Here is a 17,456-nt window from a genome sequence, read left to right as displayed (position 1 = left end):
GGTCCGGGCTAGCCGCGACGGAGCAGGCGGTACGTGAGGAAGCCGCCGGTGCCGAGCGCGCCGAGGAAGATCGCCCAGATGAGGGTGTTGTTGACGTTCATCTGCGGGCCGGTGTTGGCCGACGCGGCGGCGAGCAGACCGTCGTTGCCGGGGGCGGGCAGCGCGGCGGGCGGCAGTTCCGCATAGCGGACCAGACCGGTGCTCTCCAGCATCAGCATGTGGTCGCCGACGAACTTGTTGGTCGCGTTGGCCAGATCCCGGACGACATCGTTGCGGGTGCTGGCCCGAACCGCGCTGACGACCGGGAAGATCTTGCCGTGGGCGACCCGGAGGCGGGTGACGAAGATCTGGTCGAAGCGGGCGCCGGAGGAGTCCTTCATCTCCTTCAGCCAGCCCTGCTGCTCGGCGGTCGGTTCGTTCGGGATGGTGGCGCCGAGCTTGTTGGCGGCCTCCACGGTGAGCCGGTCGAGTTCCTCGTGCTGCTTGGCGATCTCCGCGCCGATCTCCCGCACGATCGGTGACTGACCCTTCTCGGCGGCCATCTGCCCGGCCGGCATCTCCCAGAGCCCGGCCAGCCGCACCCCGTCGAGCAGGGCCTGGTCGGCGGCGGCGAGTTGCTGGCCGGCGGGCGCGGCGATCGCTGCCCCGGGCAGCACGACGAAGGCTGCGGCGATCGTGGTGAGCAGCACCGCCAAGCGACGGGAGCGGTTGCCTTGCCGGCGACGAGCGGAATCCAGCGGTGCCATGTCTGCGGCGCCTCCTCGGACGAGAACCGATCGGTTGAGCGACGGGCGGACGTACCCAGTCGGCCGCCCGTCCGCACACTGGTACGGATTGTCCGGCCGATCAGTTCACCGTTGATGAAACCCGTTCGCGGTTGAGTGGTGGTGGCCGGGGTCAGCTGACGTCGAGGGGGTCGGCGAGCAGCCGGTCGAAGGCGAGTTCGGCGGCACCGACCAGGGGGGCGTCCTCGCCGAGCTTCGGCGTACGCAGCCGGACGTGCTCCAGGCAGGCCGGCAGCCCGTTGGAGTTGAGTCGGCTGCGCACCTGGGCGGCGGCGGCCAGGTAGAGGTCGCGCATGGTGCCGCCGAAGATGACCATCTCCGGGTTGAAGATGTTGACCAGGTTGGCGACGCCGAAACCGAGCCAGTCGCCGGCCTGGCGTACCGCGGTCTGGGCCTGGGCGTCGCCACGGTCGGCGGCGTCGAAGACCGCCAGCATCGCCTCCCGGCCCCGGGCGTCGGAGCGGCCGGCGGCCCGGAGCAGCCCGTGCTCGCCGATCTCGGTCTCCCAGCAGCCCCGGTTGCCGCACTCGCAGCGCGCCCCGTCGCGGACCACCACCATGTGCCCGACCTCGCCGCTGTACCCGCCGTGCCCGGTCAACCGTCGCCCGCCGACGATGATCCCGGCGCCCACGCCGACGTCGCCGTAGAGGTAGATCACGTTGTCGCAGCCGGCCGCCGCGCCACGGGCGTGCTCGGCGAAGGCGGCCACGTCGGCGACGTTCCCGACCGTGACCGGCACGTTGACGCCGAGTTCGGTGCCGAGCGCGGTGCCGATCGGTTCGTCCACCCAGCCGGTGGTCGGACCGAGCCGGACCAGGCCGTCGTCGCGGCGCACCATGCCGCAGACCGCCACCCCGGCGCCGACGCAGACGGAGCCCTCCGGCAGCGCCTGCCGCATCTCCTTGACCGCCCCGGCCAGCAGCGGGGCGGCCTCCGCGGCGGTGAGGCCGCGCGGCCGCTCCAGCTCCCGGACGTCGAGCACCGCGCCGCCGAGACCGACCCGCGCGGCCCGCAGCCGGTCCACCTCGATGCTGTACGCGTACGCGAAGACCCGGTCCGACTCGGGCCGGACGACCAGCGACGGTCGTCCGGCCCGGCCGGTTTCCCTCGGCGCCCCCTCAGTCACCAGGCCGGCCGCGGCGAGGTCGGCGGTGAGCGCGCCGATGGTGCTCCGGTTCAGCCCCAGCGTGGTGGTCAGTTCCGCCCGCGTGGTGGCGCCGTGCACGTGCACGTAGCGCAGTAGGGCGCCGAGATTCTGCCGACGGATCTCGTCCTGGCTCGGTCCTACGCGCATCGGGGTGTGACTACCTTCGGTGGAGCGGATCAGCGGTTGCCGGTGGCCGCGGCTCGTCGCCGGGACAGCGCGTCGATGGTGGCGGCCGCGAGCAGTACGGTGCCGGTGACCACGTACTTCACGCCCGAGCTGTAGCCCATCAGGCCCATGCCGTTGTCGATCACCGCGACCACGGCACCGCCGATGACCGCGTCGATCACCCGGCCCTTGCCGCCGAAGAGGCTGGTGCCGCCGATCACCGCCGCGCCCACGGCGTAGAGCAGCACGTTGCTGCCGCCGGTGTTCGGGTCGACGGAGTTGGCCCGGCTGGCGGCGACGATGCCGCCGATCGCGGCCATGCTGGAGCAGATGACGAAGACCGAGATGCGGATCCGGTCCACGTTGATGCCGGCGCGGCGGGCGGCCTCCTTGTTGCCACCGACCGCGTAGATGTGCCGGCCGTAGCTGGTGCGCTGGAGCACGAAGGTCCAGAGCACGAGCAGCAGGGCGATGATCGGCACCACGATCGGCACGCCCTTGAGCGAGCTGATCAGGACGTTGCGGCTGCGCTCCAGGTTGAGCACGTAGACCGCGATGCCGAGGACGAGGGCCAGCACGCCGATGCGGGCCAGCACCACCGCGAGCGGGTCGTTGACCAGGCCACGTCGGTTGCGCTTGCGGTGGCGGGCCAGCTGTACGGCGGCGAACCCGCCGACCGCGAGCGCGGCGAGGGCCCAGCCGAGCACCGGCGGCAGGTTGCGGTTGGCGATCGCCACGATCACCGGGTCACGCACCGAGATGTTCCGGCCGGCCTCCATCAGCAGCAGCACCACGCCCTGGAAGGCGAGGAAGGCGGCGAGGGTGACCACGAAGGAGGGGATGCCGACCTTGGCGACCAGGAAGCCGAGGGTGGTGCCGATCACCATGCCGGTGAACACGGCGACGAGCACCGCGACGTACCACGGGTAGCCCAGCACGGTGACCACGTTGGCCAGCACCGCCGCGCAGACGCCGCTGGCGAAACCGGCCGACAGGTCGATCTCACCCAGCAGCAGGACGAAGACCAGACCCATCGCGATCAGGGTGACGGCCGCGCCCTGGGTGAACAGGTTGGCGAGGTTGCCCGCGGTGAAGAAGTTGGGCCGGGCGATCGAGAAGCCCGCGCAGAGCGCGACGAGCATGGCCACCGCGGGCAGCGCGCCAATGTCGCCGCCGCGGACCCGCTGCCAGTAGCCGTGGAGGTGGCTGCCGACGGTGGGTGTCGGCGCGACGGCGGCCGGCCCCTTCTGCTTGACGGCCGTGGTGCTCATGAGACGCCTCCTGCGGTGCTGTCGGCCGGCGCCGCGCCGTTGTCATCGGTGGCCGGTTCGGTGGCGAGCCCGAGATTGCCGGAGCGGCCGGCGGTGATCAGCTCGACCACCTGGGCGTGGGTGATGTCGGTGGTCTTCACCTGGGCGACCATCTGACCGAGGTAGAGCGCGGAGATCCGGTCGGAGACGGCGAAGACGTCGTTCATGTTGTGCGAGATGAGCACCACCGCCAGGCCGTTGTCGGCCAGCCGGCGGACCAGTTCGAGCACCTGGGCGGTCTGCGCGACGCCGAGCGCGGCGGTCGGCTCGTCCAGGATCACCAGCTTGCTGTTCCAGAGCACCGCCTTGGCGATCGCCACGGTCTGGCGCTGGCCACCGGAGAGGCTGGAGACGTGCTGGCGTAGCGACTTGACGGTGCGTACGGAGAGCCCGGCCAGGGTTTCGGCCGCCATCTGTTCCATCGTCGGTTCGTCGAGGACGATGCCGCTGCGCTTCTCCCGGCCGAGGAACATGTTCTGCACGATGTCGAGGTTGTCGCAGAGCGCGAGGTCCTGGTAGACGACCTCGATGCCGAGCGCGGCGGCGTCGCGCGGGCTGTTGATGCTCACCGGTTGGCCGTCGAAGACGAACTCGCCGGCGTCGGTGGGGTAGATGCCGCTGATGCACTTGACCAGGGTCGACTTGCCGGCGCCGTTGTCGCCGACGAGCGCGGTCACCTCGCCCGGGTAGGCGGCGAAGGCCACATCACGCAGAACCTGGACGGGACCGAAGCTCTTGTCGATCCCGCGTAGCTCCAGCAGAGGGGTCGCGGACACGGGTTCTCCTTAGTCACGGAGGGAGATCGGGGCCCGTCCAGCGGCGGCGCCGCCCGGCACGGGGTTGCCGTGCCGGGCGGCGCCGCCCAGGCGGGGTGCGGTCAGCTGATGCCCGCGTCGGTGCAGAGCTTGGCGAAGTCGCCGGTGCAGACCTCGTCCTTGGTCACGAAGCCGTCGGCGATGACGTCCTTGACGTTCTCCTTGTAGATCGCCGTCGGGGTGAGCAGGACGGACGGCACGTCACGGCCGCCCTCCGGGTCCGTCACCGTCTGCCCGGTCTCCCGCCGCTCGCCCTTGGCCAGCGCGATGGCCAGCTCGGCGGCGGCGTCCGCCTCCTGCTTGATCGCCTTGTAGACCGTCATGCACTGGTCGCCGGCGAGGATGTTCTGCAGGCCCTGCGGGGTGGCGTCCTGGCCGGTCACCGGGACCTTGCCGTTGAGGTTGTTCTTCTTCAGCACGGAGATGGCGGCGTTGCCGAGGCCGTCGTTCGCGGCCAGCACACCGTCGATCTTGCCGCCGGTCTGGGTCAGCATCTGCTCGAAGAGCGTGGCGGCCTGGGCGTTGTCCCAGTCCGGCACGTCCTGGTCCGGGCCCTTGGTGTACTCGTTCGCGTCGAACTTGGGCTTGAGGATCGAGTCGTACCCGTTCTTGAACAGGGAGGCGTTGTTGTCGGTCGGCGAGCCGTTCAAGTACGCCACGACCGGGTTGGTGGCCCCCTGGTCGGTCAGGCACTTGGCCAGACCCTCGCCCTGGAGCTTGCCGACGGCCTCGTTGTCGAAGCTGACGTAGTACTCCGCCGAGCCGCCGAGGGTGAGGCGGTCGTAGTCGATGGTGGCGACGCCCTGGGACTTGGCCGTGTCGAGGACGGCCTTGCCGGTGCCGGAGTCCAGGTTGACGATCATCAGCACGGTGACGCCGCTGGTGATCATCTGGTCGGCGATGGTCTGGAACCGCGTCTTGTCGCCCTCGGCGTTCTGGATGTCCGAGTCGACGCCCGCCGCCTCGAACGCCGCCTCCAGGTACTTGCGGTCCGCGCCCTCCCAGCGGGCCGAGGACTTGCTGTCCGGCAGGATCACGCCGATCTTCGGAGTCTGGTCGCTGCCGGCCTGATCGTCGTCGTTACCACAGGCCGTCAGGCTGCCGAGGGCCAGCAGGCCAACGGCGCCGACGGCGAGGAAGCCCTTGCGCATGTGCAGGGTCCTTTCGAGGGTGGGGAAGGTGTCGGTGTGTTGTTTTTGTTGTGTCCGGCAACGTATTCCGCGCCACACGCCAGCACAAGGGTGTGGTGGTGACGAGTTTGTTGTCGGCGGTAACAATTCGGCAACGCGACCGACACCCTGCCGCCAACCGGCTCTCCGGGCCGAGGGCCTGGCCGGTCAGGACGCCGGGCGGCAGATCAGCACCGTCGGGGCTCCGGCGACCCGGGTCAGCACCAGGCTGGCCGGCTGGTCGCCGGCCAGCCGCAGGTCACGCCGGAGCCGCTCCGGTTCCAGCGCGGAGCCGCGTTTGAGGATCTCCACCCGGCCGACCCGGCGTTCCCGCAGCAGCGCCCGCAGCCGCTTGAGCGAGAACGCCAGCACGTCGGTCACCTCCAGGCAGCGGGCGTACGGGGTCGGCGTGGCCCGGTCGGCGTAGAGGTAGGCGATGGTCGGGTCGGCCAGCGAGGCGTCCAGGTCGGCGGCCAGCTCGGCGACCAGGTGGGCCCGGATCACCGCCGGGTCCGGGTCGTACACGAACCGGCGCACCGGCCCGACGGCCGCCTCCACCGTCCCGCTGCCGGTCAGGTGGTGGGCGCCGCCCTGCGTGAACACCGTCGCGCGGCGCGGAACCCGGGCCAGTTCGCCGCACCAGAGCGTGGCCTCGACCAGGTCGCCGTCGACGCTGACCCACTCCGCCTCGGCACCCGGCGGGATCAGGGCATGGTCGAGGCCGGGAGCGACCTTCAGCACCGTCCGCGGCACCCGTTCGGCCAGGCCGGTGACGAAGTCCCAGGGCGGCGAGTACGAGTTGGGGTCGAAGATCCGGCGGCCGGTGCCGGCCCGGCGCCGGGCCGGATCGCAGAAGACCGCCTCGACCCGGGTCACGTCGAACGCGGTCGCGTCAGCGCACTCGACGGTGACGAGATCGGCCAGCCCGGCGGCCTGCGCGTTCGCCTCGGCCAGCGCGGCGGTGAGCGGGTCGGCCTCCACGCCGTACACCCGGATGCCCTCGCGGGCGGCGGCGAGTGCGTCCGCGCCCAGCCCGCAGCCGAGGTCGGCCAGGCTCGTCACCCCGGCGGCCCGCAGCCGCTGTGCCCGTCGCCGGGCGACGACCTGCCGGGTGGCCTGCTCCAGGCCCGGCCGGGTGAAGAACATCCCGCCCGCCGCCGGCCCGAACTTGCCGGCCGCCCTGCGCCGCAGCTCCACCTGGGTCAGCGCCGCCGCCGCCAACCCGGCCGGCACCCCCGCCGAGCGGAGCGCGCTCGCCGCGGTCAGCGGGTCGCCGTCGGCCACCCGGGCCGCCGCGTCGAGCGCCGCCAACCCCTCAGGTGTACGCAACGCCCCCAGCTGCTCCAGATCCACCCACCCATTCTCCCGACCGCGATCGGTCGGGCGGGGATCAGGTGGTGGTGTGGTGGGCGGCGACGAAGGCGCGCCAGCTTGCCGGGGTGAAGGCGAGCACCGGGCCGGTCGGGTCCTTGCTGTCGCGGACGGCGACGACACCGGGCAGGTTGTCGGCGACCTCGACGCAGGCGCCGCCGTTGCTGTTGCTGCGGGAGGACTTGCGCCAGGCGGCGCGGGTCAGGTCCATGACTTCGCCACTTCCTCAATCAGGCGGGCGGACTGCCGGCGCGGCAGCGCCTCACCGGCCACAGTCTCCCACTGCCGCCCCAGGGCGGCAAGGTCGTTCGGGCTGTCCACGGTGTGGCCCCGGAGCTGGTTGTCCAGGTGCGCCACCTCGGTGCCGTCGGCGAGCCGGGCCAGCACGAACGGCCCGTTGAGCCCGATGTACCACGGCGTCTCGGCCGGGACGATCCGCACCTGGACGTTCGGCCGGTCGGCCATGCTCCGCAGGTGCTCCAGCTGCTCGCGCATGGTCGCCCGGTCGCCGACCTGCCGGCGCAGTGCCTGTTCGTCCAGCACCACCACGAGCTGCGGCGGCTCGTCGCGGGCGAGCACCTCCTGCCGGGCCAGCCGGGCCAGCACCCGCTTCTCGATCTCGTCGTCGGTCAGGAAAGGGCCGGCCCGGAGCATCGCCCGCGCGTACGCCTCGGTCTGGAGCAGGCCCGGAATCACCGCCGGGTCGTACCAGCGCAGCGCGACGGCCTCCCGCTCGATCTCGCCCCACGGCCGGAACCAGTCCGGCTCGGCGTGCAGCCGGATCAGCCCCAGCATGCCGATGAACAGGCCGCCGGTCTCCAGCACCTTGTCGAACCGGGCCAGATAGTCGGCGCTGAGCTGGTTCTGGCCGGTCTCCATCGCGCTCACCGACGACGCGGAGTAGTTGATCAGTTTGCTCAACTCCTCCTGGGTGAGCCCGTGCAGCTGGCGGGCCCGGCGCAACTGGTCGCGCAGGAAGCCCAGGGTGGGAATGTCGGTCATCGGTCCGCCCTCCGTGATGTGGTCGCGCCGGAGGGTAGGCGGTTGGTTACGCGACGGGAAGTGATTGTCGGCGTGTTGTGGTCAACCCTGGCGGAACAGTGGCGACACGGAGTGGGTGGCGTTGGCACTCTCCTTGACGGAGTGCTAGCCGAGGAATAACCTGCGATTAGCACTCTCACCCTGAGGGTGCCAACGCCCGGGCCCTGGTGTCCGGGGGTTGAACGCCAGGCGGACCGGCACCCGCGACGACGGCCCCGCCCGGTGGCATGTGGCAGATTGACGCCGGTCGGCATGCCGATCGGCAACGAAACCAAGTACCCCAGGAGGGTATGCCCGTGACTACCGCGACCAAGGTTGCGATCAAGCCGCTCGAGGACCGCATCGTGGTCCAGGCGAACGAGGCTGAGACCACCACGGCGTCGGGCATCGTGATTCCCGACACCGCCAAGGAGAAGCCGCAGGAGGGCACCGTCCTCGCTGTCGGCCCGGGCCGGATCGACGACAAGGGCAACCGCGTGCCGATCGACGTTTCCGTCGGCGACACCGTCCTCTACTCGAAGTACGGCGGCACCGAGGTCAAGTACGCCGGCGAGGAGTACCTGGTGCTCTCCGCCCGCGACGTCCTCGCGGTCATCGAGAAGTAAGCAACCGATCAGTGTCGTTGCCCCGGTCCGGCTCGCCGGGCCGGGGCAACGACGCTTCGAAGGGACATTCATGGCGAAGATCCTGAGCTTCTCGGACGACGCCCGGCACCAGCTGGAACACGGTGTCAACGCGCTCGCGGACGCGGTCAAGGTCACCCTCGGGCCGCGCGGGCGCAACGTCGTCCTGGACAAGAAATTCGGTGTGCCGACGATCACCAACGATGGCGTGACCATCGCCAAGGAGATCGAGCTCACCAACCCGTACGAGAACCTCGGCGCGCAGCTGGTCAAGGAGGTGGCGACCAAGACCAACGACGTCGCCGGCGACGGGACCACCACCGCGACCGTGCTGGCCCAGGCCATGGTCCGCGAGGGCCTGCGCAACGTCACGGCGGGTGCCAACCCGGCCGGCCTCAAGCGGGGCATCGACGCCGCCTCCGCCAAGGTCTCCGAGGCGCTGCTCGGCAAGGCCGTCGAGGTCTCCGACAAGAAGTCGGTCGCGCACGTCGCGACGATCTCCGCGCAGGACGCCACGATCGGCGAGCTGATCGCCGAGGCGATGGAGAAGGTCGGCCGCGACGGTGTGATCACCGTCGAGGAGGGTTCGGCCCTGCAGACCGAGCTGGACGTCACCGAGGGCCTCCAGTTCGACAAGGGCTTCATCTCGCCGAACTTCGTCACCGACGCGGAGGCGCAGGAGTCGGTCCTGGAGGACGCGTACGTCCTGATCACCACGCAGAAGATCTCGGCGATCGAGGAGCTGCTGCCGCTGCTGGAGAAGGTCCTCCAGAACAACAAGCCGCTGCTGATCATCGCCGAGGACGTCGAGGGCCAGGCGCTGTCCACCCTGGTGGTCAACGCGATCCGCAAGACCCTCAAGGTCTGCGCGGTCAAGGCTCCCGGCTTCGGTGACCGCCGTAAGGCGATGCTCCAGGACATGGCGATCCTCACCGGCGCCGAGTTGGTCGCCCCCGAGCTGGGCTACAAGCTCGACCAGGTCGGCCTGGAGGTGCTGGGCAGCGCCCGGCGCATCGTGGTCGACAAGGAGACCACCACCGTCGTCGACGGTGGCGGCCAGGCCAGCGAGGTCACCGACCGGGTCGCCCAGATCCGCAAGGAGATCGAGGCCTCCGACTCCGAGTGGGACCGGGAGAAGCTCGCCGAGCGGCTGGCCAAGCTCTCCGGCGGCATCGCGGTGGTCAAGGTCGGCGCGGCCACCGAGGTCGAGATGAAGGAGCGCAAGCACCGCATCGAGGACGCCATCGCGGCGACCAAGGCCGCGGTCGAGGAGGGTACGGTGCCTGGCGGCGGTGCCGCCCTGGCGCAGATCCTGCCGGTGCTCGACGACGACCTCGGCTTCACCGGTGACGAGAAGGTCGGCGTGTCGATCGTGCGCAAGGCGCTGGTCGAGCCGCTGCGCTGGATCGCCCAGAACGCCGGCCACGACGGCTACGTCGTCGTGCAGAAGGTCGTCGCCGCCGAGTGGGGCAATGGCCTCGACGCCGCCGTCGGCGAGTACGTCGACCTGACCAGGGCCGGCATCATCGACCCGGTCAAGGTGACCCGCAACGCGGTGACCAACGCCGCATCGATCGCCGGTCTGCTGCTCACCACCGAGAGCCTGGTGGTGGAGAAGCCGGCGGAGCCGGAGCCCGCCGCGGGCGGCCACGGCCACTCGCACGGCCACGGTCACGGCCACCAGCACGGCCCGGGCTTCTGACCCCTGCCGTACCCGGGACCTGGGGCGCATCGTCGACGACGGTGCGCCCCAGGCGCGTATCCGGTCCGTGACCGGCGGGACCACCCACCGCCGAGGTGACTACCGGACGGGCCTCCCGGTCGGAAACACTGGGCCGGTGAGCAGCACGACACCCCGGTACTCCGCCCTGGCCGGCATCGCCGCCGCCGCTGCGGCCCTCGGCGCCGCCGAACTGGTGGCGGCCCTGACCGGCCCCCGATCGTCCCCGCTCGTCGCGGTCGGTGGCCTCGTCGTGGACACCGCCCCGGAGCCGGTCAAGCGGCTCGGCATCGCACTGTTCGGCACGTACGACAAGATCGCTCTGCTGGTCGGGACGGCGCTGCTGCTCGGCGTCTTCGCCGCCCTGCTGGGGATGCTGGCCGCCCGCCGGCTGGTGGTGGGCCTGGCCGGCGTCGCCGCCTTCGCCGCGCTCGGCACGGCGGCGGCGCTGACCCGGGCGGGCGCGGACGCCGCCGATGCGCTGCCGTCGCTGCTCGGGGCGGTGGTCGGCGGCGTGGTGCTGTGGGCGTTCGTCGCCGGCCCGCTGGAGCTGGATCCCTGGCCCTGGTCCCCACCCACCCCCGCCGCCCCCGGTCCGCCGGCCGACGCGGTCGTCGAGCGGCCCGGCGACGACCGGCGCGAGCCGGAGCCGGGCCGGTCGGTCGACCCGGACTCGCGGCGGCGGTTCCTGACCGGTGTCGGCACCGTGCTCGGCGTGGCCGCCGTCGGGGGCGTCGCCGGGCGGTGGCTGGCCGGCCGGCGGGGAGTCTCGGCCGCCCGCGACGCGATCACGCTGCCGGCACCGGCCTCCACCGCGCGGCCGGTGCCGGCCGGCGCCGAGCTGGCGGTGCCAGGGCTGGCCAGTTACGTCACCGCGAACACGGGCTTCTACCGGATCGACACCGCGCTGGTGGCGCCGCAGGTCGATCCGGAAACCTGGCGGCTGCGGATCCACGGCCGGGTCCGCAACCCGGTCACGTTGAGCTATGCCGACCTGCTCGCCCGGCCGATGGTGGAGCGGTACGTGACCCTCGCCTGCGTCTCCAACGAGGTCGGCGGCGACCTGATCGGCAACGCCCGCTGGCTCGGCGTACCGATCCGGGAACTGCTCGACGAGGTGGCGCCGCTCGACGGTGCCGACCAGGTGGTCGGGCGCTCGGTCGACGGCTGGACCTGCGGCACCCCGACCGAAGTGCTGCGCGACGGGCGGGACGCCCTGCTCGCCGTCGGCATGAACGGCGAGCCGCTGCCGGTGGTGCACGGCTTTCCCGCCCGCATGGTGGTGCCCGGCCTGTACGGCTACGTGTCGGCGTGCAAGTGGATCACCGAGCTGGAGTTGACCAGCTTCGCCGACTTCGACGCGTACTGGGTGCCCCGAGGCTGGTCGGCGCAGGGGCCGGTGAAGACGCAGTCGAGGATCGACACGCCCCGCCCCCGCAACCGCCCGGCCGCCGGCCCGGTCACGGTCGCCGGGGTCGCCTGGGCGCAGCACCGGGGCATCGAGCGCGTCGAGGTACGCGTCGACGGCGGGCCCTGGCAGGAGGCGGAGCTGGCGTCGGCGGTCTCGGTGGACACCTGGGTGCAGTGGTCCTGGCAGTGGGCGGCCACCCCCGGCAAGCACATCCTCCAGGTCCGGGCCACGGACAGCACCGGTGAGCCGCAGACCGGCGAGCTGCGCGACGTCGCGCCCGACGGGGCGACCGGCTGGCACACCGTCACGCTCACCGTCACCTGACCCGCTCCGCCGACCGGGCTCCGGGCGCTGGTGACTGTCCGGCCCGGCCACTACCACCCGCCGCCCGCCTGTGCCGCGGGTGGTGGTGGCCAAAGCCGCTCCGCCGGCTGCGCGGCTCTGGCAGCGAGCTGGCCGGGTATAGCTGGCGTGGGCGCTGTCGAGCTGATGGCGTAGACGGATCGCGGCGGCCAGTCGCGTTGGGGTTGGTGGTGCGGCGCGTTGCGCTGGTGGCGCGATCGGTCGCGGGGAACGGCGGCGCCGTGGGTGGTGGCGATCGGCGGCGCCGGAGTTGGTGTGTGGGCGCTGTCGAGCTGATGGCGCAGACGGATCGCGGCGGCCAGTTGCGTCGGTGGGGCGGCCCAGGGCGGCCCAGCCCGCATTCGCTCGGCGCGGGTGAACAGCCGGGCGACGAGCCGGGTGTCAACGTCGGCTGAGTTTCACCCGGCTGAGCTTCACCCGGCGGCGGCACCCGGGTTGGTGAGGTGCCTGCGGGACTGCCTCGCCACCGAAGCCGTGAGGGAGCGTGATAGCGCAAACGGCTCAGCTCGACAGGGGCGGTCGGAGACAAGCATCCGGGGCCGGAGAGCAGTGCCGGAGACCGGAGGGCAAGCGGCGGAGAGCAGCGCGGTGTCCAGGAGGAGGTACCGAATCGCGCCGACCTCGCCGAGACGCCGCGTCCCCGGTCAGCGGGGACGCGGCGTCGGTGGCGTACGTCAGGCGACGTTGCGCTAGGCGACGTTGCGCTGGGCGGGCAGCGTCGACCGGTGGGAGCTGCCCAGCCGGGCCTCCAGCCGGTTGACGTCGACCCGGGTCTGTCGGCGGTCGGCCAGGTCCTCCCAACCGACCGCGAGCAGCCGCAGCCGCTCGGATTCGCTGAAGCCACCCCAGACGCCGTACGGTTCCCGGACCGACAGGGCGTGCGCGGCGCACTCGGCGCGGACCGGGCAGGTGCGGCAGACGGCCTTGGCAGAGGACTCCCGGCGCAGCCGGGACGAGCCCCGCTCGCCGTCGGGGTGGAAGAACTGGGCGCTGTCGCGGCCTCGGCAGGCACCGAGCCGCTGCCAATCCCAGAGGTCGATGATGGGTCCGGGCAGTCTACGTACGTTCGACATCAGCACCCCTCCTCTCGCGCGGCACCGCGAGATGCTTCGTGGCCGGCTGTCCGGGCGGCGGGCCGCGCAGGCGCACCGTTCCCGGCCTGGCACCTCCCGTACCCGTGCGCCTCACCACTCACACGTCTTTGATCCAGAACATCTGGCGACTTGTGGCATATGTGCCATCTGTCGGAAAAGTTGGGAGGATTGCCGGGAACCTCCTCCCGATCGCATCCGGCCGTGGTCTGCTCGTGTGCGGAGAGGAGATGCCATTGCGTACCGTTCTTGTGTGCGTTCGAACGCCGCTCGCGGCGCAGCACTTGACCTCCGCGGCAGCGCGGCTGGGGTTGTCCGGTGCCGTCCGGACGGCGGTCTCCGACCCCGAGGTGATGCTGCGGCTGGCCGAGCGCCCCGCCGACGTGGTGCTCGCCGACACCGCGCTCACCCGCCCCGACAGCGCCGGCTTCGTCCGCCGGGTGCTGGCCCGCGCGCCGCAGGCCGCGGTCCTGTTGCTCGGTACGGAGGAGTCCGAGGCGGCGGCGGCGACCATCAGCGCCGGGGCCCGTGGGCTGATCCAGGGCGTTGACCACGATCTGACCAGCGCGGTCGCCAAGGCGCTGCTGCTGCTGGCCGCGCCGGGCCGGGCCAGCCGGCACCGGATCGCGGACCCGGCCCGGGACGCCGCGGCCGTCGGCAGCCCGGCACGGCAAACGCCCGGTGGCCGCACCGGCGGCGAGGCCGCGCAGTCCTGGCCGGCGGCGGATGCCGCGGGCGGGCCGGCGATGGTGCCGGCGCAGCGCGGCGACGACCCCGCCGAGGCGGGTGCCGAGGCCGAGCCGGGCAAGTCGTCGACGCCCCGACCCGACCGGTCCGCGATCGGCCTCACCGAGCGGGAGTTGCAGGTGCTGCTCGGCATGGCCGAGGGCAAGAGCAACGCCGAGATCGGCCGGGAGTTGTTCGTCTCCGAGGACACCGTGAAGACCCATGCCCGGCGGCTGTTCCGCAAGCTGGGCGCCCGCGACCGGGCACACGCGGTGGCCGCCGGCTTCCGGGCCGGGCTGGTTGCCTGAGAGCCGGTCAGTTGCCGGGCTCGTCCTCGGTGCCCTCGCTGAGGGTGTCGTGCACGCCGTCGGCGTAACCCCGGGCGTAGTCCCAGGTGACGTAGTGGTCGGGATCGGGGTCGTAGGCCGGCTCGTGCACCCGAGGGCTCCCGGAGCTGAGCAGGTGACGCAGGTTGCCCCGGAGCAGATCCCAGTCGAAGTAGTGCGGCTCCCGGCAGTCCTCGCATTCGATGACGAGCCCGCGTACGCCGATCGGCGCGAGCAGTGCCTGGTAGATCTCCAGGTCGGCGAGGTCCTCCAGCACGTCCTGGCGTTCCACGTCGGTCAGGGGATCGAGCGGCGCGTCGCCGCCTGCGTCACCCAGGTCGGCCGCCGGATCGGTCGGGTCGCCGGTGAACGGGTCGATGGGGTCGTCCTGCACCCCCTCACCGTAGACCCAAGCCACCGCCGGCGCCCGTCCCTGTCGCGCAAGCCGACCGGCGCCGCCGGAGCCGGTGCCACCCGGGCCAATGGGTACGATGACACCGACGCACCCTTCGCCCGGCGCTCGCCGGCGCCCACCGTGCCACCTCGCTGAAGCCCAGTTCGAGAAGCTCAGGAGAGCAATCGTGGAGAATTCGCCCCGTACCAACCTTTCCGCCGGCTTCGAGGGTGGCGAGCTGGGGGGCCATCTGCCCGAGCTGCCCGCCGGCTCGGCCCGGGTGGTGCCGCTGGGGCTGACCTTCGACGACGTGTTGCTCCAGCCGGGCGAGTCCGACGTGGTGCCGAGCCGGGTGAACACCGTCACCCGGCTGACCCGCAACGTCTCGCTCTCCATCCCGCTGCTGTCCAGCGCGATGGACACGGTCACCGAGGCGCGGATGGCGATCGCGATGGCCCGGCAGGGTGGCATCGGCGTGCTGCACCGCAACCTCTCCGTGGAGGACCAGGCCCTTCAGGTCGACCTGGTCAAGCGCTCCGAGTCCGGCATGATCACCAATCCGGTGACCGCCAGTCCGGATGACACGCTGCGCGAGGTCGACCAGCTCTGCGGGCGCTACCGCATCTCCGGTGTGCCGGTGGTCGACGCCGAGGGGCAGCTCGTGGGCATCGTCACCAACCGGGACATGCGCTTCGTCTCCGACCCGGCCACCCCGGTCCGCGAGATCATGACCCACGCGCCGCTGGTCACCGCCCCCGTGGGGGTGGGCAAGGACGAGGCGCTCGGCCTGCTGCGCCAGCACAAGGTCGAGAAGCTGCCGATCGTCGACGGCGCCGGAAAGCTGCGCGGGCTGATCACCGTCAAGGACTTCACCAAGAGCGAGCAGTACCCGCTCGCCACCAAGGACGACGAGGGCCGGCTGCGGGTGGCGGCGGCGATCGGTGTCGGTGAGGACGCGTACAAGCGGGCCCGCGCACTCGTTGACGCCGGCGTCGACGTGATCATCGTGGACACCGCCCACGGTCACCAGCGGGCGGTGCTGGAGATGGTCGGCCGGCTCAAGAAGGACGTCGGCATCGACATCGTCGGCGGCAACGTGGCCACCTACGCCGGCGCGAAGGCCCTGGTCGACGCCGGCGCGGACGGGGTGAAGGTCGGCGTGGGCCCGGGTGCCATCTGCACCACCCGGATCGTGGCGGGCGTCGGCGTGCCGCAGATCACCGCGATCATGGAGGCCACCCGGGCGGCGCGCCCGGCCGGCGTGCCGGTGATCGGTGACGGCGGCATCCAATACTCCGGCGACATCGCCAAGGCGCTGGTCGCGGGCGCCGACACGGTGATGCTCGGCAGCCTGCTGGCCGGCTGCGAGGAGAGCCCCGGTGAGTTGATCTTTGTGAACGGCAAGCAGTTCAAGGCGTACCGCGGCATGGGGTCGCTCGGTGCGATGCAGTCCCGGGGGCAGGCCAAGTCGTACTCGAAGGACCGCTACTTCCAGCAGGACGTGACCAGCGACGAGAAGCTGGTCCCGGAGGGCGTCGAGGGCCAGGTGCCGTACCGTGGGCCGCTGGCCCGGGTGGCCCACCAACTGGTCGGCGGCCTCCGGCTGGCGATGGGGTACGCGGGCGCGGAGAGCATCCCCGAGCTGCACCAGCGTGGTCAGCTCATCCGGATCACCGCGGCCGGGCTCAAGGAGAGCCACCCGCACGACATCCAGATGACCGTCGAAGCCCCCAACTACCACACCCGCTGACCCCTCCCACCACCCCCGAACACACCTGGAGTGCCCCATGCGTGACGTCGTCGAGATCGGGCTGGGCAAGACCGCGCAGCGCGGCTACCACCTGGACGACATCGCGATCGTGCCGTCTCGCCGTACCCGGGACGTCGACGACGTGTCCACCGGGTGGCAGCTCGACGCGTACCAGTTCGGCATCCCCTGCGTCGGGCACCCCTCCGACGCGACGATGAGCCCGGCCTCGGCCGTCCGGCTCGGCCAGCTCGGCGGTCTCGGCGTGCTCAACGTCGAAGGGCTCTGGACCCGCTACGAGAACCCGACCAAGGTGCTGGAGGAACTCGCCGGCCTGGACGAGGAGGCCCGGACGACCAAGCGGCTCCAGGAGGTGTACGCCGAGCCGATTCGGCCGGATCTGATCACCGAGCGGGTCCGTGAGCTGCGCGACGGTGGCGGCACGGTGGCCGTACGGGTCTCCCCGCAGCACACCCTGGCGCTGGCCCCGGTCATCCTCGACGCGGGCGTCGACATCCTGGTCATCCAGGGCACCATCGTCTCGGCCGAGCACGTCTCGACCACCGACGAGCCGCTCAACCTCAAGGAGTTCATCGCCGACCTCGACCTGCCGGTCATCGTCGGGGGCTGCACCGACTACAAGACGGCGCTGCACCTGATGCGGACGGGCGCGGCCGGCGTGATCGTCGGGATCGGCGGGGACGAGTGGTCCACCACCGAGTCGGTGCTCGGCATCCGGGTGCCGATGGCCACCGCGATCGCCGACGCCGCCGCGGCCCGGCGGGACTACCTCGACGAGACCGGCGGGCGGCACGTGCACCTGATCGCCGACGGCGACATCCGGACCTCCGGCGACATCGCCAAGGCGCTGGGCTGCGGTGCGGACGCGGTGATGCTCGGCGAGCCGCTCTCGTTGTGCGAGGAGGCGCCGGCCGGCGGGGCGTGGTGGCACTCGGCGGCCAGTCACCCGTCGCTGCCCCGGGGCGCGTTCGAGGCGGCCGGCGAACCCCTCGGCTCGATGGAGCGCCTCCTCTTCGGCCCCGCCGACGAGCCCGACGGCCAGCTGAACCTCTTCGGCGGCCTGCGCCGCGCGATGGCCAAGTGCGGCTACCGCGACCTCAAGGAGTTCCAGAAGGTAAGCCTCATCCTCGACCGCTAACACCCACCTCCACCCTCACCCTCCAACGCGCCGATCATGGACTTGTGGTGCCCGGATCAGCGGCAATCGCCCGGCTTGTCACCCGCCACAACT

The 17,456-nt window shown here is 71.8% G+C and carries 16 protein-coding genes; 6 read left to right on the top strand and 10 right to left on the bottom strand.

Features of this window, described 5'->3' with window-relative positions; genetic code table 11:
• Positions 1 to 8 precede the first annotated feature (8 nt).
• The 8 genes from O7615_RS08655 to O7615_RS08620 all read right to left on the bottom strand — a co-directional run bounded on the left by O7615_RS08655 (position 9) and on the right by O7615_RS08620 (position 7,764).
• A complete protein-coding gene (locus tag O7615_RS08655; protein ID WP_278176855.1) occupies positions 9 to 746 on the bottom strand; it encodes a DUF4142 domain-containing protein in 738 nt (245 codons plus the stop codon).
• A 151-nt stretch (positions 747 to 897) separates the two neighbouring features.
• Positions 898 to 2,079, bottom strand: a complete 1,182-nt coding sequence (locus O7615_RS08650) for an ROK family transcriptional regulator (protein WP_278176854.1) — start codon at positions 2,077 to 2,079, stop codon at positions 898 to 900.
• A 29-nt stretch (positions 2,080 to 2,108) separates the two neighbouring features.
• Entirely contained in the window at positions 2,109 to 3,368 is a 1,260-nt protein-coding gene (locus O7615_RS08645) for an ABC transporter permease (RefSeq protein ID WP_278176853.1), read from the bottom strand.
• Positions 3,365 to 4,183, bottom strand: coding sequence for an ATP-binding cassette domain-containing protein (locus O7615_RS08640; RefSeq protein ID WP_278176852.1), 819 nt, complete (start codon positions 4,181 to 4,183; stop codon positions 3,365 to 3,367). The genes O7615_RS08645 and O7615_RS08640 overlap by 4 nt, the downstream gene beginning before the upstream one ends.
• A 101-nt stretch (positions 4,184 to 4,284) precedes the next feature.
• Positions 4,285 to 5,373 carry a substrate-binding domain-containing protein gene (locus tag O7615_RS08635; protein ID WP_278176851.1) on the bottom strand — a complete coding sequence of 363 codons (1,089 nt, stop codon included), beginning with the start codon at positions 5,371 to 5,373 and terminating at the stop codon, positions 4,285 to 4,287.
• Positions 5,374 to 5,559: 186 nt separating this feature from the next.
• On the bottom strand, positions 5,560 to 6,744 hold the full coding sequence (locus O7615_RS08630; RefSeq protein ID WP_278176850.1) for a methyltransferase domain-containing protein: 1,185 nt from the start codon (positions 6,742 to 6,744) through the stop codon (positions 5,560 to 5,562).
• Between the two features lie 37 nt (positions 6,745 to 6,781).
• Positions 6,782 to 6,973: a DUF397 domain-containing protein gene (locus tag O7615_RS08625; RefSeq protein ID WP_278176849.1), complete on the bottom strand. Its 192-nt coding sequence runs from the start codon at positions 6,971 to 6,973 to the stop codon at positions 6,782 to 6,784.
• The gene (locus O7615_RS08620; protein ID WP_278176848.1) at positions 6,964 to 7,764 is read right to left on the bottom strand and encodes a helix-turn-helix transcriptional regulator; all 801 of its coding nucleotides are present in this window, start codon (positions 7,762 to 7,764) and stop codon (positions 6,964 to 6,966) included. The genes O7615_RS08625 and O7615_RS08620 overlap by 10 nt, the downstream gene beginning before the upstream one ends.
• 329 nt (positions 7,765 to 8,093) lie before the next feature.
• On the opposite strand from O7615_RS08620, the gene groES reads away from it, so the two are divergent.
• The 3 genes from groES to O7615_RS08605 all read left to right on the top strand — a co-directional run bounded on the left by groES (position 8,094) and on the right by O7615_RS08605 (position 11,881).
• On the top strand, positions 8,094 to 8,408 hold the full coding sequence (gene groES / locus O7615_RS08615) for a co-chaperone GroES (protein ID WP_089155197.1): 315 nt from the start codon (positions 8,094 to 8,096) through the stop codon (positions 8,406 to 8,408).
• Between the two features lie 70 nt (positions 8,409 to 8,478).
• Positions 8,479 to 10,128: a chaperonin GroEL gene (groL, locus tag O7615_RS08610; RefSeq protein WP_278176847.1), complete on the top strand. Its 1,650-nt coding sequence runs from the start codon at positions 8,479 to 8,481 to the stop codon at positions 10,126 to 10,128.
• Positions 10,129 to 10,264: 136 nt separating this feature from the next.
• The gene (locus O7615_RS08605; protein ID WP_278176846.1) at positions 10,265 to 11,881 is read left to right on the top strand and encodes a molybdopterin-dependent oxidoreductase; all 1,617 of its coding nucleotides are present in this window, start codon (positions 10,265 to 10,267) and stop codon (positions 11,879 to 11,881) included.
• Between the two features lie 728 nt (positions 11,882 to 12,609).
• On the opposite strand, the gene O7615_RS08600 is transcribed toward O7615_RS08605, so the two are convergent.
• Positions 12,610 to 12,993, bottom strand: a complete 384-nt coding sequence (locus O7615_RS08600) for a WhiB family transcriptional regulator (RefSeq protein WP_278176845.1) — start codon at positions 12,991 to 12,993, stop codon at positions 12,610 to 12,612.
• A gap of 254 nt (positions 12,994 to 13,247) precedes the next feature.
• Here O7615_RS08600 and O7615_RS08595 point away from each other — a divergent pair, with 254 nt between their 5' ends.
• Positions 13,248 to 14,045, top strand: coding sequence for a response regulator transcription factor (locus O7615_RS08595; RefSeq protein ID WP_278176844.1), 798 nt, complete (start codon positions 13,248 to 13,250; stop codon positions 14,043 to 14,045).
• A gap of 7 nt (positions 14,046 to 14,052) precedes the next feature.
• Here O7615_RS08595 and O7615_RS08590 read toward each other — a convergent pair whose 3' ends face one another.
• A complete protein-coding gene (locus O7615_RS08590) occupies positions 14,053 to 14,457 on the bottom strand; it encodes a DUF5319 domain-containing protein (protein ID WP_278176843.1) in 405 nt (134 codons plus the stop codon).
• A gap of 187 nt (positions 14,458 to 14,644) precedes the next feature.
• Here O7615_RS08590 and guaB point away from each other — a divergent pair, with 187 nt between their 5' ends.
• Positions 14,645 to 16,207, top strand: a complete 1,563-nt coding sequence (gene guaB / locus O7615_RS08585) for an IMP dehydrogenase (RefSeq protein ID WP_278176842.1) — start codon at positions 14,645 to 14,647, stop codon at positions 16,205 to 16,207.
• 37 nt (positions 16,208 to 16,244) lie between these two features.
• Positions 16,245 to 17,363 carry a GuaB3 family IMP dehydrogenase-related protein gene (locus O7615_RS08580; protein ID WP_278176841.1) on the top strand — a complete coding sequence of 373 codons (1,119 nt, stop codon included), beginning with the start codon at positions 16,245 to 16,247 and terminating at the stop codon, positions 17,361 to 17,363.
• Positions 17,364 to 17,456 lie beyond the last annotated feature (93 nt).

Origin of the sequence: Micromonospora sp. WMMD1082, assembly GCF_029626175.1 — a bacterium.
Lineage (GTDB): Bacteria > Actinomycetota > Actinomycetes > Mycobacteriales > Micromonosporaceae > Micromonospora.
Note: the sequence above shows the minus strand (reverse complement) of the source record. Positions and strands in the feature narration are given on the sequence as shown.